A 21,055-nucleotide genomic window follows, 5' to 3' on the forward strand; every position below is an offset into this window, starting at 1 on the left:
CGGGCCGGTCAATGGGAAAGGTCCTGGAGGAGGTCGAAGGCCTCGGCAGGTTCGAGGCCGTCGTGCACGACGCCCCGCACGGCCGCGAGCATCGCGGCCGGTTGCTCTGACTGGAAGACGTTGCGGCCCATGTCGACACCGGCAGCTCCCTCCTGGATCGCCTGGTACGCGACACGCAGAGCTTCCTTCTCCTCGACCTTCTTGCCACCGGCGATGACGATCGGTACCGGGCACGCACTGGTGACCGTCTCGAAGCCGTCCTCGACGTAGTAGGTCTTGACGAACGAGGCACCCAGCTCGGCGCTGATCCTCGTGGCGAGACGGAAGTAGCGGGCGTCACGCGCCATCTCCCGGCCGACGGCGGTGACGGCGAGCACCGGGACGCCGGCCGCCTGGCCCTGATCGACGAGGGTCGTCATGTTCCTGACCGACTTCGTCTCGTTCTCGCCGCCGATGAAGACCTGGACGGCGAGCGCCGCGGCGTCGAGACGGACCGCGTCGTCGATCGAGACGGCGAGCTCCTCGTCGGACAGCTCCTTGAGCACGCTCGGCCCGCCGGAGGCGCGTAGGACGATGCCCTTGCCGTTGTCGGCGGGGATCGTGGTCCGCAGAGCACCTCGCGTGCACATCAGGGCGTCGGCCTGCGGTACCAGGGGAAGGATCGAGCGGTCGAGGCGTTCGAGCCCCGAGGTCGGTCCCTGGAAGTAGCCGTGGTCGAACGCGAGCATCACCGACTTACCGTCCGCCGGGCTGAACACGCGGGACATCCGCGCACGCAGACCCCAGTCCTGCCCGGACATGCCTTTCAGTCGGGACCCGGTCTCGTGGACGGCCGGTTCGGAGAAGTCGGTTCCGTCACGGAGGTCGTCGAGGTCAGCCATGGATGGACTCCTTCTGGTTCGTGGGGGTCAGGGTTGCGGTTGGGGTCGCCGTCGGCGAGCCAGGTCGGAACGAGGTGCGTCGTCGCAGAGCGGTGGCGCCACCGGTACTCGTCGCAGCCGAGACGACCACGACGAGCACGACGAGCACTCCCTTGAGCACGTTCTGGGCACCGACCGACCATCCGACGAGGTTGAGCAGCCCGGAGAGGAGCACGAAGAAGAGCGCTCCGGTCCAGGTGCCCGCAGACACGGGCCGGCCACCCGAGATGAGGGTGCCGCCGATGACGACGACGGCGATCGAGTCGAGCATGTACGACGTGCCGAGCACTGTGCTCGGGGAGATGTAGGCGGCCAGGAGTCCGCCGACGAGACCGGCGAGCCCAGCACTGGCAAGGTAGGCGGTCGCCGTCACCGCGACGACGTGCAAGCCGGCGCGCTCGGCGGCACGCTTGCTCTGGCCGACGGCGATGATCGCCAGCCCGAGCCGCGTGTGCCGCAGGACGAACCAGCAGACGACCGTCACGACAGCGACCAGCAGCGCGACCGCTGGAACGCCGAGGACCCTTGCGTTGACCAGCTGGCGCAGCGACTCGTCGGCTCCGCCACGTGCCTCGGAGGCGAGCAGCAACGTCACGCTCGTGACGACGAGACTCGTGGCGAGCGTGGCGATGATCGGCGGCACGCGCAGCAGCACGATCCCCACGACGCTGACCGTCCCAGCAAGAAGTCCTGCTCCGACCCCTGCGGCGAGGCCGACGACCGGGCCGGCGCTGACACCGACTGCGACCGAGGCGTACGAGGTCATGGAGATGACGGTGCCGACGGACACATCGATGTTGCCGGGGCCGAGAGTGATGACGAGCATCTGCCCGAGCGCGACGAGAACGAGGAAAGGTGCGAGAGAGAAGGCCTGCGTCAGAGGATCGAACGGTGACCCGGGCCGTACGACGATCGTGACGGCCCAGACCACGAGGACGCCGAGGAGCGACCAGCCCCACGGGGGCCAGGAGACAGCACGGCGGGCGCGGGGCGGGTGCGCGGCGGTGGCGTTCATCGAGCGAGCCTCTCCGTGACGATTCGGCCGGCCAGCACCGCGATGACGATCGCGCCCTGTGCTGCAGCCTGCATGCTGGAAGGAAGGTTGACCAGGCTGAGCATCACGGTGATGAGGCCCAGGGTGACCGCGCCCAGCGTCGTGCCGACCGGCAGAGCGCGCCCTCCGGAGAAGGTGCCGCCACCGAGGATGACGGCTGCGATGGTCATGAGCGTGTACTCCCCTGCGGCGTTGACATCTCCCGACCAGGTCTGCGAGGCGAGCAGGAGCCCGGAGAGAACCATGAGGACAGCAGCGACCAGATAGGCCACCACCCGGGTTCCTTGGGGCGACACACCGGCTTTTCCGAGGGTTGCGGCCTGCGACCCGAGCGCACGCATCCGGGTGCCCATCAACGATCGGCGGGTGACGTACCAGCCGACGAAGGTGGCAAGCAGGATGAAGACCACCGGGGCGGGGAACCACGTCGGGCGCCATTGGGAGAGCACCGACAGCCAGGCTGGTGTCTGACCACCGGGGGTGGGCAGGATCTGCAGGCCGATACCGAGCCACACGAACGACATCCCGAGCGTGACGATGATCGATGGCACCGACCAGCGCTGCACCACCCAGGCGATCGCCCCGTAGGCCGCGAAGACGCCGACGATGAGCGCCGCGGCGAGCAGCGGCGCGTCGACCAGCAACGTGGCGGCGACGACCGTGACGAGTCCGACGAGGTAGCCGACGCCGAGGTCGATGTCCCCGACGCTCATGATCACCATCTGCGCCTGTGCGGCGAACACGAGCGGTACCGACGACATGAGCATCAGGGTGAGTCCGGGAACACTGAGGATGCTCGGCTGCAGCGCCGCGGTGGCCGCGAAGATCACCAGCAGCGCGACGAGCGCCAGCAAGGCGGGCGAGCCGTTGACAGCGCTGGATCGCAGGCGCTGTCCGGTCGTGGGGAACGTGGTGGTCGCACTCATGAGGTCGGCTCCTCGGTGTGGGCCTCACCGAACGAGTCGGCGATGATCCGGTCCTCCGTGATCTCGTCGCCGACGAGCTCGCTGACGATCTCTCCGGAGCGGAAGACGTACACGCGGTCGCAGTGCGTCATCTCGCTGTTCTCGGTCGAGTACCAGACGATCGAGCGACCGTGTGACGCTTCGACGCGCATCAGTGCATAGAGCTCGTTCTTCGTGCTCACATCGACACCGCGGAAGGGGTCGTCGAGCAGCACGATCGCTGCGTCGGTCGCGAAGGCGCGGGCGACCAGCACCTTCTGCTGGTTCCCGCCCGACAGTGAGGTGATGGGCGCCCTCGCACCGCCCTTCACGCTGAGACGCTCGACCCATTCCCCCGCCAGCCGACGTTTGGCCCCGGAGCGGACGACTCCCCCGACCGAGAGCGTGCGTGTCGCCGAGACTGTGAGGTTCTCCGCGACGTTCCACAGAGGGAAGATCCCGCTGGTCTGCCGGTCGCCGGGCACGTAGGCGCGGTTCTCCGCGATCGACGTGCCGCGCTGGTGAGACCAGAGCCTGCGCAGCAGGGCGTCCTGCCCGTGGCCGGCGAGACCGGCGAGACCGACGATCTCGCCGGACCGGACCGAGAACGACTCGCCACCCGCCCCGGTGAGGCGTGCCGTGACACCTCGTGCGCCGAACCTGTCCGAACGGGCGCTCGGCATGACACGGCGGGTCGTGGCGCTGTCGGCCTGCACCTCACCGCCCATCGCTGCCAGCAGCTCGCTCTCGCTGGTGTCCTGGGACCTGACGACATCGACGATCAAGCCGTCCTTCATGACCGCGATACGGTCGGCGGCGGCCAGCACCTCCTGCATGCGGTGCGAGATCAGGACCATGCTCAGACCCAGCGACGCCAACGACCGCAGGTGCGCGTAGAGCTGACGAGTCGCGTCGACGCTGAGCGACTCGGTGGGCTCGTCGAGGATGAGCATCGCAAGGTGCGGAGTGCACAGGGCGCGAGCAATCTCGACCATCTGTCGCTGCGCCATCGACAGGTCTCCCGTCCGGCGGACGGTGCTGATCCCGTGGCCGGGAAAGACTGTGTCGAGGGTCTCGACCAGGTCCCGTTCGGCGCGCCGACGCCATGACCAGCCGCGGGCTCCACGGTCGGACAACGCGATGTTCTCGGTGGCCGTGAGGTCCGGGCAGAGTGCGAGCTCCTGGTAGACCATGCGTACACCGGCCTCGGCGGCAGCGCTCTGCGTCCATGGGCCACCTGCGTGCCAGGCGACATGACCGGCGTCGGGCTGCTCACGCCCGGCGAGCACACGCATGAGGGTGCTCTTGCCGGCCCCGTTGTGACCGACGAGCCCGAGGATCTCTCCGTGATCGACGGCGAGGTCGACGGTGGCGAGGGCCGTCGTGCTGCCATAGCGCTTGGTCACGCCCTTCGCGGCGAGGACGGCGTCCTGCGCCTGGGCCGTAGGGCCCTCTCGATGCTGTACCGCAGCTGTCATCGAAGTTCTCCCTCGAACTCGTCGGCCAGGTGTCACTCGACGACCGGTGCGTGAACCTCGTCGCCGGTGAGCAGCGCATCTATCGCTGCGCGCGTCGACTCCTCGTCCCACGGGTTCGCGGCGTACTCGTCGGTGTCCAGCTGCGAGACCCACGAGTCGAGGTCCTCCTGCGCGATGTGCACCAGCGGAAGCACGACCTGCTCAGGCACGTCGTCGCCGCGCTCCTTGGCGAGGGCGACGTGGAGGGCTGCGACGACCTGGCCCGGGTCGGTCAGCGCGGCGAACGAACCGTTGGCGATACCGCTGTCCTGCCAGAACTTCAGCGACTTGCCGTCGGTGTCGAACACCACGACAGGGGCCTCACGGCCGGCGGACTCGAAGGCCTGCACGATGCCCATCCCACCGATGCAGCCGGGGACCGCCGCAACCTCGGGCAGCGACCCGATGATCGAGACGAGCTCCTTCTGCGCGGTGGCCGAGTCGCAGTAGCCGTTGACCTCGGCGACGACGTCGACGTCCGGGTGCTCCTCGAGGATCTCGGTCTGCCGTGCGTGGAACGCTTCCTCCGGCTGAGACCCGATGACACCGCGGTTGATCACGACGTTGCCTTCACCGTCGATGGCGTCCAGGGCCGGTACCAGGGAGTCCTCGCCCCACTGCGAGTAGTCGTTGCGCACGACAGTGCCACAGCTGGTGTCCATGTCGGCGTCGAGGATGATCACGTTGATGTCGGCGGCGCAGGCCTCCTCGACCACCGGGACCAACGCCGTGGAGGAGGCGGGGATGACCATCAGCACGTCGGGGTTCTCAAGCATCAGGCTGCGGATCTGCGACGCCTGCTCGGTCGCGCTGTTCTCCCCAGGGGCGTTGACGACCGTGTACTGCGAGATCACGCCCTCGTCCTTGAGCTGTGCGGCCTCTGACTCGAACTTGTCGATCAGCGTGAGGCGCCAGCCATTCACGAACCCGTTCGACAGCGCGACGTTCAGGCCCTTCGGCTCTCCACCGCCGGCGCCGTCACCGTCGCCTCCTGCAGCATCGCTCGCGCACCCTGCCAGTGTCGCTGCTGTCGCGGTCGCTGCGATGGCCGCGGTCAACGCGCGGCGAGTCTTCGTCAACTCCATGATCCCGTTTCTCCTGTCTCGCTTCATTGCGCCGGCGGGGTCGCCGCACAGGTAGCTGCACACCTTCGGCAACTTGTCATGACGAGTATGACATGATGAGTTGATGATGATCAACCCCCTCGGTGAAGTCCCGGACGGCCACCCCCGCGTTGGTATGCTCTGATGGTCACGAGAACTGCACGAGAGGGGAGCCCGGTGCCGGCAGCGCCTACATCGGCGGCGTTGGACCGCACCTCCGACATCCCGCTGTGGCAGCAGCTCGTGAAGGTGCTCCGTGACGAGATCCAGCAGGGGAACCTGCTCCCCGACCAGGCGCTCCCCTCCGAGTCCGAGCTCATCGACCGCTTCGGGGTCTCGCGCACGGTCGTGCGTGAAGCACTCGCCGAGCTCGTCCGCGCCGGCCTGATCTACAAGGTGCGGGCACGCGGCTCGTTCGTCTCACCGCAGCGCCCAGATCTCAAGTTCATCGGTTCGACGACCGGGTCGTCCGACGACCTCACAGCGGCGGGGCGTACGGTGACGACCCAGGTGCTCACGTTCGAGGCCGGGACCGCAGAGGCGAACGAAGCAGCCATGCTGCGACTGGCGATCGGCGATCCGGTCGTGCGACTCCGACGACTTCGCCGCGTGGACGGAACCCCCTGGCTTCTCGTCGACACCGTCCTGCCCACCCGACGGTTTCCGACGCTCACCCGCGCGAACCTCGTCAATCGCTCTCTCTACGAGCACCTGCGCCGCAACTTCGGAGTCCAGCCCAGCGGCGCCGACCGCTGGATCAGTGCTGTCATACCCTCGCCCGACAGTGCGGCGCTCCTCGAGCTCACGGCGGGGCAGCCGGTGCTTTCGATCGAGTCGGTCGCCTGGGACGGTGACGGCGTGCCGTTCGAGCACTACCGCGCACTACACCGGAGCGACGAGGTGCGCTTCCATGTCGGCATCCGCTGACCGGCACCGGCCACTCACCGTTGTGGGCGAGAATTCTAGGCTCAAACGCCGTTTGTCAGGTACAAAGCCGGCCAGAATTCCCGCCCACAACACTCGGTCAGGTGTGGCGGCGAGTGGTGCGGATGCCGACGAGCAGGCCGCCCGCGCACGTCACCGCGGCGGCGACCAGACCCCACAGCACCACGGGGTCCGCGACGTCCCCGGCGAACAGCGCCCGCTCCGCGTCGACGATGTACGTCAGCGGGTTGAAGCGTGCCGCGACCTGCATCCAGCCCGGGCCGGCCTCCAGCGGCAGCATCATCCCGGAGAGGATCAGCAGCGGGAAGATCAGTGCCTGCTGCACGCCCCAGAACAGCCACTCACGGTTCTTGGCGGCCAGCCCGAGGGCGTAGGACAGCGCCCCGACCCCGACGCCGAAGATACCCAGGAGCACCAGCGCGGCCACCGCATGCACCGGGTTGAACCGGAACCCGAACGGCAGGCACAGCACCGCGATGAGCAGCCCCTGGACCACGAGGGGCGCGAACTCCTTGAGCGCACGCCCCACCAGGATCGCCGAGCGGTCGAGCGGCGTGGCGAGCACCCGCTCGTAGGACCCGGTCATCAGCTCGTACAGCAGGTTCGAGCCGGTCATCGAGGTGCCGAACAGGGAGATCATGACGATCACGCCCGGCACGAACCACTGCAGGGTGTCCGCCGTGGACATCCCGGTCCCGCCGAACGTGCCGGTGAGCAGCGGGGCGAACAGCCCCAGGAACACCAGCGGCTGCAGCAGCGAGAAGATGAGCGTGAACGGGTCGCGCAGCATCAGCAGGATCTCGCGCGTGAACACCGCGCGGGTGTCCGCCACGAACTTGCCCGGCCCGGTCCGCACCACGATGCGGGCCTCCTCGTGCACGGCCGGTCCCGTGCCGGCCTCCGTCTGTGCGCTCATGCTGCCGCCTCCTCGCGCAGGCTGCGCCCGGTCAGGTTGAGGAAGACGTCGTCGAGGCTGGCCTGCTTGGCCGTCGCCGACGTCGTGGTCAGACCGGCCAGCCGCAGCGCCTCGATGGCCTCGGGCAGGCGGTCCGCACCGTGCGTGGTGGCCACCCGGACCCGCAGGTCGCCCTCCGCGTCCGGGGCACCGCCGTCGGGCACCGTGACCTCGCCGGGGTGCGGGGCGCCCGGTCCGACGACGGCGGCGAGCGCCGCGCGGACCGCCTCGGACGGCCCGCCGCGCACGGTGAGCGTGAGGACGTCGTCAGCGTGCTCGCGCTTGAGCACGTCCGGGCGGGCGTCGGCGATGATCTCGCCGTGGTCGATGACGACGACGCGCTCGGCCATGTCGTCGGCCTCGTCGAGGTAGTGCGTGGTGAGCACGATCGTCATCCCGTACCGCTCGCGCATCGCGACGATGTGGTCCCACAGGTTGGCGCGCGCGTGCGGGTCGAGCCCGGTGCTCGGCTCGTCGAGGAACAGCAGCGGCGGGTGGTTCATCAGGCCGAGGGCGACGTCGAGCCGCCGCCGTTGACCGCCGGAGAGCGACTGGACGGTCCGCTTCTCGAGCCCGCCCAGCTCGAGCGCCTCGACGAGCTCCGAGGCCCGGCGTTTGTACTCGGCCGGGGAGAGCCCGTAGAAGCGGCCCTGGTTGTGCAGCTCGTCGCGCACCTGGTAGCTGAAGCCGCCCCCGTTGCCCTGGCCGATGAAGCCGAGGCGGGCGCGCACCTGCGCGGGATGCGTGCCGACGTCGTACCCGGCCACCGTGGCGGTGCCGGCGGTGGGCTGCAGCAGGGAGGTCAGCATCCGCAGAGTGGTCGACTTGCCCGCTCCGTTGGGGCCGAGGAAGGCGACGAGCTCGCCCTCGGACACGTCGACGTCGATCCCCTTGACGGCCTCTACCCTCTCCTTGCCCCGCGTGAAGGTCTTGGCCAGACCTCTCGCTCGGATCATCTGGACCGCCTCCCGTACGTTGTACCGAAATGATGCCGCGGATTGAGCATACACTGTACGAGAATGCGGCGGAACCCCGGAGCGAGGAATCATGACGAGCACCGCGACCACACCCTCCGATGCTGAGCGGCGGCTTGCCCTGCTCTGGGACCCGCCCCAGCCCTCCTCCCGCGGGCGCAAGGCGCGCCTCACCCTCGACGAGGTCGTCGAGGCCGGGACCGCCGTCGTCCACGAGGCCGGGCTCGACGGGCTCTCCATGCGCAAGGTGGCCGCCCGGCTCGGCGTCGGCGCCATGACGCTCTACACCTACGTCCCCGGACGGACCGAGCTCGTCGACCTCATGGTCGACCGCGCCTTCGCCGAGCTCGAGCTGGCCGACGAGGGCCGGCCGTGGCGCACCGCCATGACCCGGTACGCCCGCGAGCACCGCGACCTCTACCTGCGCCACCCGTGGATCCTGCAGACCAACATGTGGCGCCTGCCGCTGGCCCCGCACGTGCTCGACGCCGAGGAGGCCGGGCTGCGCGTGCTCGTCGGCGCCGGCCTGCCGGCCACCCGCGTGGTCGAGGTGATCGGCCTCGTGGACACCTACGTGCGCGGCGTCGCGCGCGCCACCGTGGCCGAGCAGTCCGAGGGCTCGGAGTCCGGGCTGAGCAACGACGACTACTGGGACTCGATGTCGACGTTCTGGGGCACCTACTTCGACCCCGAGCGCTACCCCACCATGACCCGCGTCTGGGAGGCCGGCGGCTTCGACACCGGGCACGCCTCCTTCGACACGACGCTCGACCGCCTGCTCGACGGCATCGAGCTCGCCATCGACCGCGCGGCCGCCTGAACCGACCGCCTGACCGCTCGACCGCCGAACGCGTCTCAGTGCTCCTCCCCCGTGCCGCCACCGGCGGGGACCTGGCGGAGCGTCGCGAGGGCGACCCCGGCGAGCGCGACGACCAGGACGGCGCACACCGCTGCGGCGACGTGCAGGCCGGACGTGAACGCGTCGCGAGCCGCTGCGAGCAGTGCGGCGCCCTGCTCACCGCCCAGGTCGACGGCGATCGCGCGGGCGGCACCGAGGGTCTCGGTCGCGGCGTCGGGCACGTCGCCGAGGAGCGCGCCGGACTCCACCATCAGGTACTGGTAGACGGCGGTGCCGATGCTGCCGAGCACCGCGAGGCCGAGAGCACCACCGAGCTCGTTGCCGGTCTCGGAGATGGCCGACGCCGCACCGGCCCGTTCCGGCGGGGCGGTGCTCAGGACGAGGTCGGTGCCGAGCACCGCGACCGGTGACAGGCCGACGAACGCCACGACCGACCCGACGACGACGATCGGCAGCCCCGCCGCGGAGTCGGCCAGCAGGAACAGCGCGAAGCCACCGCCGCTGACGGCCAGCCCCGTCGCCATGACGAACGCGGGCCGGACCTTGCTCACGGCCGCGGCGGCGCCCAGCGCCCCGACGATGCCGCCGAGGGTCCCTGGCAGGGTCCACAGGCCGGCGACCAGCGGGCTGAGCCCGGCGACGAGCTGCAGGTACTGCGCCACGAAGAGGTTGAAGCCCATCATCGCGAAGGTGCCGAGTGCGACGAGCGCGAGGGACGCGCTGAAGCTCGCGCGGGAGAACAGCGTGAGGTCGATCATCGGTGCGCTGCTGCGCCGCTGGCGGCGCACGAACACGACGAGCAGCCCGGCACCGAGGAGCGTCGCCGCGATCGAGCCGACCGTCGCACCGTGGAAGGCCAGCTCCTTGAGCCCGTAGACGGTCGCGAGGATCGCGACGACGAGCAGCGCCGCGCTCGTCAGGTCGACGCGGCCGGGTGCGGGGTCCTGGTGCTCGGGGAGCAGGAGTGGACCGGCGACGAGCAGCAGCAGCATGACGGGGACGCCGACGAGGAACACCGACCCCCACCAGAAGTGCTCGAGCAGGGCGCCGCCGACGAGCGGACCGACGGCCCCACCCACCATGAAGCTCAGCATCCACAGCGAGACGGCGAACGTGCGCTGCGCCGGGTCGTGGAACATGTTGCGGATCAGCGCGAGGGTCGAGGGCATCAGCGTGGCGCCGGCGACCCCCAGGAGCGCCCGGCTGGCGACGAGAAGCTCGGCGTTCGGCGAGAACGCGGCGAGGAGCGACGCCACGAGAAACGCGGCGGCGCCCGTGAGCAGCAGCCGGCGCCGACCGATCCGGTCGCCGAGGACGCCCATCGGGATGAGGAACCCGGCGATGAGGAAGCCGTAGATGTCGGTGATCCACAGCAGCTGTGTCGCGCTGGGGGCCAGGTCGGCCGTGAGCTGCGGCACGGCGAGGTGGAGCACCGTCATGTCCATCATCAGCAGCATCGCGGGCAGCGCGAGGACGGCCAGGCCGGTCCATTCCTTGCGCCCGGCGCGCGGCGGCGCCGCGGCCGTGCCCGGCCCCGGCTCGGGACCGGGTTCGGGCTGCGGCGCGGCGCTCGTGCGGGTCCTGGTGTCGTCCTGCATGCGTCTGCCCCTTCGTCGGTCCGCCCTGTGCGGTGGATCCGAACCTAGAATCTCAAGTTCGCTTGAGGTCAACAGGTGCGCGCGAAGGCCGGTAGGACGGGCCTTCGTCGGGCAGGATGTGGTCATGGAACGCCACGCCGTGGTCGCGATCCCCGAGGGTCTGCACGCGCGCCCCGCCGCGCTCTTCACCCGCCTCGCCGCCGACCAGCCCGTCGCCGTCCGGATCTCGCGGGACGGGAGCCCGCCGGTCGACGCCGCGAGCATCCTCGCGGTCATGACGCTCGGTGCCGACGCCGGGACCCAGGTCACGCTCGCCGTCGAGGTGCCCGACGGCGCGGCTCAGCCCGAGGTGGACCGCGCCCGCGGCGCGCTCGACACCCTCGAGGAGTTCCTCACAGGCCCAGGTCGGTGAGCACCGGCCGGATCGCGTCACGCACCGCGTTGCGGGCCTCGACCGGGTCGTGCTCGGCCAGGGCGAGCCGGGCGAGCTCCTCGCACTCGTCCAGCGTCACCCGGGCCAGCACCGCCGCGACGTCCGCCAGCGCGCGCGGGGTCATCGACAGCGACCGCACGCCGAGCCCCACCAGCACCGGCGCGAGCGTCGCGTCCGCCGCAGCCTCCCCGCACACCCCCATGGGACGGCCGTGAGCCGCCGCGCCCTCGCACGAGAGCCGCACGAGCTCCAGCACGGCCGGCTGCCACGGTGTCGAGAGCCCCGCGAGCTCGCCGAGCATCCGGTCCGCGGCGAGCGTGTACTGGATGAGGTCGTTGGTGCCGAGGCTGCCGAACGCGGCACGGGCGAAGATGTCCGCCGACCGCAGCGCCGCCGCCGGCACCTCGATCATCACGCCCGCCGTGTCCAGCCCGTGCCGGGCGCACGCACCGACGAACTCCGCCGTCTCGGCCGCCGTGGCGACCATGGGTGCCATCACCCACACCTCGGCGTTCTCCGCCTCGGCCGCCACGGCGATCGCCTGGAGCTGGCGGTCCAGCACGCCGGGGTGCGTCGCCGCCGTGCGCAGGCCGCGGACCCCGAGCGCAGGGTTCGGCTCACCGTCGGACGTGACGAACGGCAGCGGCTTGTCGGCGCCCGCGTCGAGGGTCCGGACGACGACCTTGCGGTCCGGGAACGCCGCGAGGACCCGTCGGTAGGCGGCCACCTGCTCGGAGACCGCCGGCTCGGTGCTGCGCCCGAGGAAGCAGAACTCGGTGCGGAACAGGCCCACACCCTCCGCCGACGCCTCGATCGCGGCCTGCGCCCCCGCCGGGTCGGCCACGTTGGCGAGCAGCTCGACGTGGGTGCCGTCCGCGGTGCGGCCACGCCCGTCGAACGCCCGACGCGCGGCCTCGCGCTGCTGCGCGGCGGCCACCGTCTCCGGGTCCGGGTCGCGGACCACGACGCCCGCCCCGCCGTCGAGGAGCACCGTCTCCCCGTCCTGGATCTTCTCGGCGCCCCGGACCGCCACGACGGCAGGGATCCCCAGGGCACGCGCGAGGATCGCGGTGTGCGACGTGGGGCCACCGCCGCTGGTGACCACGCCGAGCACGACGTCGGGGTCGAGCGTCGCGGTGTCGGCCGGGGCGAGGTCGTCCGCGACCAGCACGAACGGGTGGTCCGGGCGCGGCACGCCGGGCGGCCGCACGCCGATGAGCTCCGCGACGATCCGGTCCCGCACGTCCCGCACGTCCCGGGACCGTTCGGACAGCGGCGGGCCCAGCTTCTCGAGCTGCTTGACCAGGGCGCGCGCCGCGTCCCAGATCGCCCGCTCCGGCGTCAGCCGGTCGGCGCGGACCAGGCGCTCGGCGTCGGCCGCGAGCGAGGGGTCGGCGGCGATGGCGGCCGTCACCGCCAGGAGGTCGGCCGCGGTGCCGGTCACGTGGCCGGCACGCTCCGTCAGGTCGTCCCGCACGGTCGCGGCCGCGGCGGTCAGGTGCTCGACGGCGGCCTCGACGTCGGCGCTCGCCAGTCGCGTGGTGCGCGGCTCCGGCACCGGGTCGGGCATCGTGACGGCCGGGCCCGCCGCCCGCCCGGGGCTGACCGGCGCACCGGTGAGGGTCGTGCTCATCGACAGTGACCTCCGTCCGCCCGGCGCCGCGCCGTCCGGCGTGCGCACGGGACCATTGGCTCGCACAGTGGCCGATGCGGCACCCTGTGTCAATATCCGGCACGCCGCAGGTACCTCCAGGAGTCCGATGCCCCTCTCCGTCCGCTCCCCCGTCAGCGGGACCGTCGTCCCCGTCGCCGACGTCCCCGACCCCGTCTTCGCCGAGGGGATGGTCGGCCCGGGCACCGCCGTGGAACCGGTGGGCCGCACCGCTGTCTCCCCCGTCGACGGCACGGTGGTCAAGCTGCACCCGCACGCCTGCGTGGTGCAGGTGCCGGACGGGCCCGCCGTGCTCGTCCACCTCGGGGTCGACACCGTGCGCCTCGCCGGCGACGGGTTCTCGGTCCGCGTCACCGAGGGGGCCACGGTCCGCGCCGGCGACCCGCTCGTCGAGTGGGACCCCGAGGCGGTCCGCGCCGCCGGGCTCGCCGCGGTGTGCCCCGTCGTCGTGCTCGAGGCCGCTCCGGAGACGGTGCACCTCGTCGCCGCCCCCGGCACCGTGGTCACCGCCGGCGACCCGTTGCTCCGGGTCGACGGCTGAGACGTCGATGGCGCACAAGTACCTCGCCGTCCGCTCCCACCTGGCCGACCTCGTCGCCCGGGAGCTCGCCGTCGGCGACGCCGTCCCGTCCGAGCGCGCCCTGACCCGGCAGCTCGGCGTCTCGCGCACCACCGTGCGCCAGGCGATCGACGCGCTCGTCATCGAGGGCGTCCTCGAACGCTCGCAGGGGCGCGGCACGTTCGTCGCACCGCCGCGCGCCGACCTGGAGATGCGGCTGACGACGTTCGGCGAGGAGGTGCGCCGCCGCGGCATGACGCCGGCCTCCCACGTGCTGGAGGCTCGCACCACCCCGTGCCCCGCCGCCGTCGCGGAGCTGCTGGCGCTCGCCGTCGGGGACCCCGCCCACCGGGTGCTGCGGGTCCGCACCGCCGACGGCGAGCCGTGGGCCGTGGAGGACGCCTGGATCCCGGCCGCCCTCGCGCCGGACCTCCTCGACGACGGCGTGCCCGAGTCCCTGGACCAGGCGCTGCGCGACCGGGGACACCTCCCGACCGGCGGCGAGGAGACCATCACGGCCGCGGACGCCACCGCCGACGAACGCCGGCTGCTGGCGATGGGCACGACCCACGCCGTCATGCGCATCGAGCGCCGCACGTACGCCGAGGACATCCCGCTCATCCACTCGCGGTTCAGCTACCGCGGCGACCGGTACAGCGTGTTCGTGCCCCTGGGCGAGGCCCGCTCCCCCGTGCCTCGGTGGGCATGAGCGGCCCGGGGCACGCCGTGGGCGCGATCAGCGCAGCCGCACGCCCAACGCGTCGAGCACCGTGTCGATCGGGTTGACGTAGGTCAGCCCGGTCCCGCCCGTCCCCCCGGTCTCCGAGCCGGCGAACAGCAGCCCGAGCGCGACGCCGTCGGACCGGTAGACGAGGGATCCGGAGTCACCGCCGCGGGAGAACGGCCCCGTCGAGGTCGACTCGACCTCGATCTGGCCGTCGAACGCCAGCACCCCGAGCTCCGGGCCGTACCCGACCAGCACGTCGTCCATCTCGATCGCGGAGACGCGGCCGTGCGTGTGCCCGGTGGTGCGACCGATCTTCTCGACCGTGTCGCCCGGCACCGCGGCCGCCGTCGTCGTGATGCGACCGACCGGGTAGTCGAGGTCCACCTGCGGGTCGTCGAGCAGGGCGAGCGCCGCGTCGACCGAGGCCCGCTCGCCGCGCGCGAGGGGCACGACGGCGGCCACCGTGCCGACGCGGTCGTCGGGGTCCGTCCCGCCGTCCGCCGGGCCGGGCTGCAGGACCCCGTCGCCCGGGACGCCGTCGAGCACGTGACGGTTCGACAGCACGTACAGCGCGTCCGGCCCGCCCGGCAGGACCGGGACGACGGTACCCGGGGCCGTGCCGGAGTCCGTGCCGGGCGCAGCGACGACGAACCCGCCCAGCGTCCCCGCCGTCACGTCGACGTGCGCGACCGACACCCCGGGACGCAACGGGCGGACGCGGCCCGTCTCCCCGACGGCCTGGGCCGTGGCGACCGGCGGCTGCGGCTGCAGGACGTCCGCCCGCACACTCCCCCGGCGTCCCGGTCCGAGCCGGCGGATCCGGCCGGTGCGGCGCACGTCCGGAGCCTCGCCCGCCTCCGCGACCACCTTGCGCACGACGGCGCGCGCCGCGGGCACGCCGAGCCGGTAGCGCACAGCGATCTCGAACTCCCCGGGGTCGGCGGACGGGGCGATGCCGATCGCGATTGTCGGGGCCCGGACCGCGGTGTCGGCGCCGCCGTCGGCCAGCAGAGGGCCGACCGCCGCCCCGTAGCGTTCAGCCAGGTCACGGGCGTAGTCGGCGAGCTGCGCCTTCGTCTCGCGGGCATGCGTGAGGTCCATGGTGGGAGTCTGACGTGCCCGGGCGAGCGGCACCGGTGCGGCACGCCGACAGGACATCCGCACGGCGGTCGAGAAATTTCACCCGCTCCGCGTCACGAAACGCCCTCTCGCCCCTCTCAAGCAAGTGATGAGGAATCCGACGATCGACGACGTCCGCTCCGCGGTCGACTGGGCCCTGAACCACGACCTCGCGGCGCTCCTGGCCTACCGTCAGGTCGCTCACCTGGACAAAGGGGCGCGCTGGCAGGCCGACGCTGCCCTGGTGGCCCGGTGGCACGACGCCACGGACGACGGCAGCGTGCGTGCGCGGCGGCTCGTGACGGAGCACCCGCGCACGCACTGCTGAGGTCAGGCGCGCAGCAGCGCGGCGACCCGGGTCCGGCGCGCCCGCGCGGCGGCCCCCACACCGAGACCGAGGCCGACGAGCCCCCACAGCACCACCACGGTCGTCGCCCCGCCGAGGCCGCCGACCTCGGGCAGGACGGCGGCGGCGAGCGCGTCCCGTGCCGCTCCGGTCGGCAGGGCGTCCGCGACCGAGACGAGGACGTCGGGCACGGTGGCCACGACGCCGGTGCCGATCATGAGCACCGCGATCAGCAGGCTGATGCCCCGGCCCACGTTCCCCAGCCAGGCCAGGAAGCCCAGGTGGACGGCGACGAAGCCCACGGAGACCAGCGCGCCGAGCAGGATCGAGCCGACCCAGCCGACCGGCGACAGTCCCTCGACCCCGGCCAGGATCGCGCCGACCACGGCCCCGGTGCCCGCACCGACCGCGGCCGGCACCGCGAGGGCGTCGAGCGTCAGCCGCAGGGCGGACCGCGTCGACCCGAGCGCGCGGGCCGCCACGGGCGGGAAGACCGTGAGCATGCCCAGGGCTCCGAGCCACAGCGCGACGACGGCGAACAGCGGGCCCGTCGCACCCGTCGACAGGTCGTCGACCCCCGGTGCGGCCACCGGTGCCGACACCACGCTCGCGAGGTTCTCCCGCTCGCCGTCGGAGTACGTCGGGATGCCCTCCTGGGCCTCGACGAGGCCGTCGGCGAGGTCGTCGGTGCCCGACGCGAGCTGGTCGACGCCGTCCGCCAGCCCGGAGGCTCCGTCCGCCAGACCCTCCGTGCCCGTGGCCAGCTCCTGGGCCCCCGCGTCGAGCTGGTCGACACCGGCGGCGAACTGCGAGACACCCGTGGCCAGTCCCTGCGCACCCGTGTCGAGCCGGGAGACGCCGTCCGAGAGCCCGGAGGCCCCGTCCGCCACCCCGGACGCACCCGTGGCGAGCTGTCCGGCACCGTCCGCCAGGCCGGAGGCCCCGTCCGCCACCCCGGAGGCGCCCGTGGCGACCTGGTCCGCGCCCGACGCGAGCTCGTCGAGGCCGCCGGCGAGACCTTCGGTCCCCGTCGCGAGCTCGTCAGCGCCCGTCGCCAGGCCGTCGGTGCCCGCCGCCAGCTCGTCGGCGCCGGCGCTCAGCGCGGCGATCCCCTCGGTCAGCGCATAGGAGCCGGTCGGGTCGCTCGTCGCGCTGCCCGGCGTTCCGACGCCCTGTTCCATGCCGGTCGCCAGCTCTTGCAGGCCTGACTGGATGTCGCCGACGGAGGGCGCCTGCTCGCAACCGGGCGTGCTCGGGTCTGCCTCGCACGCCATCGCGAAGGCGAGCCCGTCGGCGAGCCCCTGCACCGTGTCGGCGGAGGTCCTGGTCTGCTCGGGCAGCCCGCCGGCCCGCTCGGCGAGCTGCTGAAGACCCGTCGCGAGCTCGTCCGCACCTCCGGCGACACGGTCGACGCCGTCCGCGAGGTCGCTCGCGCCACCGGCCAGCTGCCCGGCACCGGCGGCGCTCTCCTGCGCACCGTCCGCCAGGCCGGTCGCACCGTCGGCGACCTGCTGGGCGCCGTCGGACAGCGACCGGGCGCCGTCGGCCAGGCCGGCGACACCACCGGCCAGCTCGCCGGCACCGTCGGCGAGCTGGTCCGCACCGGTGGCGGCCTCGCCCACCCCGGCGGCGTACTGGCTGGCGCCACCGGCGAGCTCATCCGCGCCGGACGCCGCCTGGCCCACGCCCGCGGCGTACTCGCCCGCACCGTCGGCGAGCTGCCCCGCGCCGTCGGACAGGTCGCCCGCACCGGACGCGGCGTCGCCCGCCCCGGAGGCGAGCTCGCCGGCGCCGTCGGCAGCCTCGCCGATCCCCTCGGAGAGCGTGTTGAAGCCGACGAGGACGTTGTCGACGTAGGTCTCCGTGAGGGTCGAGCCCATGACCGAGGTCGCGGTCGTGGCCACGACCCGGGCGAGCGCGTCGTCGACCACGCGTCCGCCGGGCGGCGTGGCGATGTCGATCGTCGCCTGGCGGGCGTCGTCGGCGTCCTCGGAGCCGAACGACGTCGCCGCCGCGGAGAAGTCCTCGGGGATGGTGACGACGGCGGCGTAGGTGCCGTCGGCGAGCCCGTCGGTGGCGTGCTCGGCGTCGGTGATCGTCCAGTCGTAGTTGACGTCGGAGCCTTCCGCGTCCTCGGTGCCGCCGTCCACCAGCCCGGCGGCGAGCTGCCGCCCGAGGGGCGCCGTCTGGCCGTCCACCTCGACGGGCTCGTCCTCGTTGACGATGGCGGCCGGCACCGTGTCGAGGCGGTCCATGGGGTTCCACAGCGCCGCGAGCAGGATGCCGAGCACCAGGACGGGCAGGAGCGCGACGAGCGCGATCGTCCAGGGGTTCTGCGTGACGCGGTTCATGCCCGCACCTCCTCTGTGGTGGCGTCGGTGGTCTCGGTGGTCCCGGCGTGCGACGTGCCGCCGGTCGGGTCGTGCTCGGGCACCGGTGGTGGCTCGTCACCGCCGTGCAGCGTCGCGGCGGCGCCCCATCCGGCACCGACGTCGAGGACGGCGGTGTCGGCGGGCAGCAGGTCGGTGGCGACGACGCCGGTGGCTCCCACCAGCAGCGTGGCGTTGGCGGCGTGCGCGCCGGACAGGGCCGTCGCGAGGGCCGCGCGCGCAGGCCGGTCGGCGACGACGTCGGTGCGGTCGACGACGACGATCGTGGCGCCCTGCCGGACGGCGGCGGTGACCGCGGCGGCCGGGTCGCCGTCCTCCTGGACGGCGTCGACCACGGCGACACGGGAACGCACCGCCGGCGCGCGCTCGGGCAGCACCAGGCCGGCGACCTTCGCCACGCCTGCGTCGGGGCGCAGCCGGCCGGCGACGGCCAGCAGGAACGCGTTCACCGGTGCGGCCGCGTCGCCGTGCACGGCGAGGGTGCCGCCGTCGGGCACGCGGACGCTCACCGGGCCGACGAGCGGGGGCTCGCCGCGCCCGGGTCCCCGGGGGCCGGCGACCTCGAGGTCGCGGACCACGACGGCGTCCGCCCGGCCGTCGGGGCGGGTGCCGGGCCACGCGGCGAGCCGCAGCTCCTTGGCGAGGCCCTCGCCCTCGACGTCGAAGGTCGGCAGGGCACGGTCCAGCCAGCGGGGCATCCACCACGCCTTGTCGCCGAGCAGCGCGAGGACCGCGGGCACGAGCACCATCCGGACGACGAACGCGTCGACGGCGACACCGACGGCGAGCCCGAGGGCGATGGGCTTGAGCGTCATGTCGCCCTCCGGCACGAACGCGACGAAAACGCTGAACATGATGATCGCGGCCGCGGTGACGACCTTGGCGGACCCCTGGAAGCCGGTGAGGATCGCCTGGCGTGCCCGGCCGCCGTTGTGCACGTAGTCCTCACGGATGCGCGAGACGAGGAACACCTCGTAGTCCATGGCGAGCCCGAACAGCACACCCATGAGGATGATCGGCATGAAGCTGATCACCGGGCCGAGCCGGGTGACGTTCAATGCCTCGGCGAACACGCCGTCCTCGAAGACGAGCGTGACCGCGCCGAACGCGGCGCCGACGCTCAGCAGGTAACCGAGCGTCGCCTTGACCGGGACCCAGACCGAGCGGAACACCATGGTCAGCAGGAGCAGCGACAGGCCGACGACGACGAGCCCGAAGGGCACGAGGGCGTCGCCGAGCTTGTCCGAGACGTCGATGCCGACGGCGGTGAACCCCGTGACGGCCAAGTCGACGCCGTACTCGTCGAGGAAGTGGTCGTGCAGGGACCGGATCTCGGCGACGAGCGCCTTGGTCTCCTCGGAGTCCGGCGCGCCTTCGGGCACCACCTGGATGATGCCGGTGTCCGCCGACGGGTTCGGGGTGGCCAGAGGGACGTCCGCGACGCCGGGCAGGTCCTCGATCTCCGCGGCGAGGTCGTCCATGAGCCCGACCGGGTCGGTGCTGGTGATGATCGAGCCCGTGACGATGAGCGGCCCGTTGAACCCGTCGCCGAAGTGATCGCTGACCAGGTCGTACGTCTGGCGGGCCGAGGAGTCCTCGGGCAGCGACCCGGCGTCGGGCAGCGCGAGGCGCAGGTTCGCCGCCGGGAGCGTGAGCGCGCCGAGCGCGACCACGACAATCGCGACCGTGGCGACCGGGGCCTTCGTGACGCCGCGGACCCAGCCCGCGAAGAACCGGTTGTGCTCGGTGCCGCCGTCGGGCGCCGTCTCCTGGCCGGCTCGCTCCGCGCGGCGCGAGGCGCGGCGCGAGGCGCGGCGCGAGGCGCGGCGCTTCCGCGGGCGAGGACGGAGCCGGTCGCCGGCCATCGCGAGCAGCGCGGGCAGCAGAGTGAGGGAGACGAGCACGGCGATGCCGACGGCGGCGGCGGCGGCGATGCCCATGACGCTGAGGAAGGGGATGCCCGCGACGCCGAGGCCGACCAGGGCGATCATGACGGTGAGCCCGGCGAAGATCACGGCCGACCCGGCCGTGGCGGTCGCCCGGGCGACGGACTCGCGCACGTCGAGCCCGTCACGGAGCTGTTCCTGGTGCCGGGAGACGATGAACAGGGCGTAGTCGATGCCGACGGCGAGCCCCAGCATCAGTCCGAGCATGGGCGTCGTGGAGTTGATCGGCCCGAACACCGTGGCGGCGAGGAGCAGCAGCATCGACACGCCGACGCCGAGCAGCGCGTTGACGAGGGGCAACCCGGCGGCGACGAACGAGCCCAGGGTGAACAGCAGCACGATGAGGGCGACCACGACGCCGACGACCTCGACGATGCTCAGGTGCGGCAGCTCGGTCGCGAAGAGCTCGCCGCCGAGCTCGGCCTGGGACCCGGCGGGCAGCGCCGCCGCGAGCTCGTCGGTGATCTCGGCGAGGTCGTCCTTGGTGGCGTCGCTGACCGACATCGAGTCGCCGTCGAGCTGGACGGTGACGATCGCGGCCGTGTCGTCGTCGCTGACCGGGGACGCGGCCTGCTCGTCGTAGGGCGTCGCGACGGCGGCGACCTCGTCGAGGTCGGCGATCTCGTCGGCGGCGTCCTCGACGGGGCCGCGGACCGCGTCGTCCTGGACGGAGCCGCCGTCGGGCGCGACGACGACCACCTGGGCGGAGGAGCCGCTCACCTCGGGGAACGTCGCGGAGAGCTGGTCGAGCGCCTGCTGGGACTCCGTCCCCGGGATGGTGATGGAGTTGTCGAACCCCTGGAAGACGAAGGCGCCACCCGCCCCGGTGACCACGAGGATCCCGAGCCAGGCCATGACGACGAGGCGGCGCGCGCCCACGGCCCAGCGGCCGAGCGAGTACAGGACGGAGGACACAGGATGCTCCCGGGTGCCGGGGGGACGGGTGGTCGATCGACGAACGATCCGATACGGCACTGTATCCGATACAGAAACG

The 21,055-nt window shown here is 72.5% G+C and carries 18 protein-coding genes; 6 read left to right on the forward strand and 12 right to left on the reverse strand.

The window, feature by feature from the left end; genetic code table 11:
- Window positions 1-8: 8 nt before the first annotated feature.
- The 5 genes from lsrF to AC3RJ8_RS15950 are packed head-to-tail and all read right to left on the reverse strand — an operon-like array spanning window position 9 to window position 5,520.
- The gene (lsrF, locus tag AC3RJ8_RS15930; RefSeq protein WP_489713524.1) at window positions 9-881 is read right to left on the reverse strand and encodes a 3-hydroxy-5-phosphonooxypentane-2,4-dione thiolase; all 873 of its coding nucleotides are present in this window, start codon (window positions 879-881) and stop codon (window positions 9-11) included.
- Entirely contained in the window at window positions 874-1,935 is a 1,062-nt protein-coding gene (locus AC3RJ8_RS15935; RefSeq protein ID WP_489713525.1) for an ABC transporter permease, read from the reverse strand. Before AC3RJ8_RS15935 ends, lsrF begins: the two co-directional genes overlap by 8 nt.
- Window positions 1,932-2,900 carry an ABC transporter permease gene (locus AC3RJ8_RS15940; protein ID WP_489713526.1) on the reverse strand — a complete coding sequence of 323 codons (969 nt, stop codon included), beginning with the start codon at window positions 2,898-2,900 and terminating at the stop codon, window positions 1,932-1,934. Before AC3RJ8_RS15940 ends, AC3RJ8_RS15935 begins: the two co-directional genes overlap by 4 nt.
- Window positions 2,897-4,396 (reverse strand): sugar ABC transporter ATP-binding protein, encoded by a 1,500-nt coding sequence (locus tag AC3RJ8_RS15945; RefSeq protein ID WP_489713527.1) that lies wholly within the window; start codon window positions 4,394-4,396, stop codon window positions 2,897-2,899. The genes AC3RJ8_RS15940 and AC3RJ8_RS15945 overlap by 4 nt, the downstream gene beginning before the upstream one ends.
- 32 nt (window positions 4,397-4,428) lie before the next feature.
- Window positions 4,429-5,520 carry a substrate-binding domain-containing protein gene (locus tag AC3RJ8_RS15950; RefSeq protein WP_489713528.1) on the reverse strand — a complete coding sequence of 364 codons (1,092 nt, stop codon included), beginning with the start codon at window positions 5,518-5,520 and terminating at the stop codon, window positions 4,429-4,431.
- Window positions 5,521-5,682: 162 nt separating this feature from the next.
- Here AC3RJ8_RS15950 and AC3RJ8_RS15955 point away from each other — a divergent pair, with 162 nt between their 5' ends.
- On the forward strand, window positions 5,683-6,465 hold the full coding sequence (locus AC3RJ8_RS15955) for a GntR family transcriptional regulator (RefSeq protein WP_489713529.1): 783 nt from the start codon (window positions 5,683-5,685) through the stop codon (window positions 6,463-6,465).
- Window positions 6,466-6,562: 97 nt separating this feature from the next.
- Here AC3RJ8_RS15955 and AC3RJ8_RS15960 read toward each other — a convergent pair whose 3' ends face one another.
- Window positions 6,563-7,399, reverse strand: coding sequence for an ABC transporter permease (locus AC3RJ8_RS15960; protein ID WP_489713530.1), 837 nt, complete (start codon window positions 7,397-7,399; stop codon window positions 6,563-6,565).
- Entirely contained in the window at window positions 7,396-8,394 is a 999-nt protein-coding gene (locus AC3RJ8_RS15965) for an ABC transporter ATP-binding protein (RefSeq protein WP_489713531.1), read from the reverse strand. Before AC3RJ8_RS15965 ends, AC3RJ8_RS15960 begins: the two co-directional genes overlap by 4 nt.
- 91 nt (window positions 8,395-8,485) lie before the next feature.
- On the opposite strand from AC3RJ8_RS15965, the gene AC3RJ8_RS15970 reads away from it, so the two are divergent.
- Window positions 8,486-9,232 carry a TetR/AcrR family transcriptional regulator gene (locus AC3RJ8_RS15970; RefSeq protein ID WP_489713532.1) on the forward strand — a complete coding sequence of 249 codons (747 nt, stop codon included), beginning with the start codon at window positions 8,486-8,488 and terminating at the stop codon, window positions 9,230-9,232.
- Between the two features lie 35 nt (window positions 9,233-9,267).
- On the opposite strand, the gene AC3RJ8_RS15975 is transcribed toward AC3RJ8_RS15970, so the two are convergent.
- On the reverse strand, window positions 9,268-10,869 hold the full coding sequence (locus tag AC3RJ8_RS15975) for an MFS transporter (RefSeq protein WP_489713533.1): 1,602 nt from the start codon (window positions 10,867-10,869) through the stop codon (window positions 9,268-9,270).
- 124 nt (window positions 10,870-10,993) lie between these two features.
- Between AC3RJ8_RS15975 and AC3RJ8_RS15980 the strand changes: the two genes are divergently transcribed.
- A complete protein-coding gene (locus AC3RJ8_RS15980; RefSeq protein ID WP_489713534.1) occupies window positions 10,994-11,281 on the forward strand; it encodes an HPr family phosphocarrier protein in 288 nt (95 codons plus the stop codon).
- Here AC3RJ8_RS15980 and ptsP read toward each other — a convergent pair.
- Window positions 11,262-12,935, reverse strand: a complete 1,674-nt coding sequence (gene ptsP / locus AC3RJ8_RS15985; protein ID WP_489713535.1) for a phosphoenolpyruvate--protein phosphotransferase — start codon at window positions 12,933-12,935, stop codon at window positions 11,262-11,264. The two genes, AC3RJ8_RS15980 and ptsP, sit on opposite strands and share 20 nt — an antisense overlap.
- A 127-nt stretch (window positions 12,936-13,062) precedes the next feature.
- Between ptsP and AC3RJ8_RS15990 the strand changes: the two genes are divergently transcribed.
- Together AC3RJ8_RS15990 and AC3RJ8_RS15995 are read left to right on the forward strand one after the other, a co-directional pair.
- Window positions 13,063-13,515, forward strand: coding sequence for a PTS sugar transporter subunit IIA (locus AC3RJ8_RS15990; RefSeq protein WP_489713536.1), 453 nt, complete (start codon window positions 13,063-13,065; stop codon window positions 13,513-13,515).
- A gap of 7 nt (window positions 13,516-13,522) precedes the next feature.
- Window positions 13,523-14,242 (forward strand): GntR family transcriptional regulator, encoded by a 720-nt coding sequence (locus AC3RJ8_RS15995; RefSeq protein ID WP_489713537.1) that lies wholly within the window; start codon window positions 13,523-13,525, stop codon window positions 14,240-14,242.
- Window positions 14,243-14,269: 27 nt separating this feature from the next.
- Here AC3RJ8_RS15995 and AC3RJ8_RS16000 read toward each other — a convergent pair whose 3' ends face one another.
- Window positions 14,270-15,361 carry a chymotrypsin family serine protease gene (locus tag AC3RJ8_RS16000; protein ID WP_489713538.1) on the reverse strand — a complete coding sequence of 364 codons (1,092 nt, stop codon included), beginning with the start codon at window positions 15,359-15,361 and terminating at the stop codon, window positions 14,270-14,272.
- Window positions 15,362-15,488: 127 nt separating this feature from the next.
- Here AC3RJ8_RS16000 and AC3RJ8_RS16005 point away from each other — a divergent pair, with 127 nt between their 5' ends.
- Window positions 15,489-15,707, forward strand: coding sequence for a hypothetical protein (locus tag AC3RJ8_RS16005; protein ID WP_489713539.1), 219 nt, complete (start codon window positions 15,489-15,491; stop codon window positions 15,705-15,707).
- A gap of 2 nt (window positions 15,708-15,709) precedes the next feature.
- On the opposite strand, the gene AC3RJ8_RS16010 is transcribed toward AC3RJ8_RS16005, so the two are convergent.
- Window positions 15,710-18,076, reverse strand: coding sequence for a YhgE/Pip domain-containing protein (locus AC3RJ8_RS16010; protein WP_489713540.1), 2,367 nt, complete (start codon window positions 18,074-18,076; stop codon window positions 15,710-15,712).
- On the reverse strand, window positions 18,073-20,976 hold the full coding sequence (locus AC3RJ8_RS16015; protein ID WP_489713541.1) for an MMPL family transporter: 2,904 nt from the start codon (window positions 20,974-20,976) through the stop codon (window positions 18,073-18,075). The genes AC3RJ8_RS16010 and AC3RJ8_RS16015 overlap by 4 nt, the downstream gene beginning before the upstream one ends.
- Window positions 20,977-21,055 lie beyond the last annotated feature (79 nt).

The sequence above is a fragment of the Isoptericola sp. MSGPD8_1_ISO-PGPR-S23-394 genome (assembly GCF_058072785.1).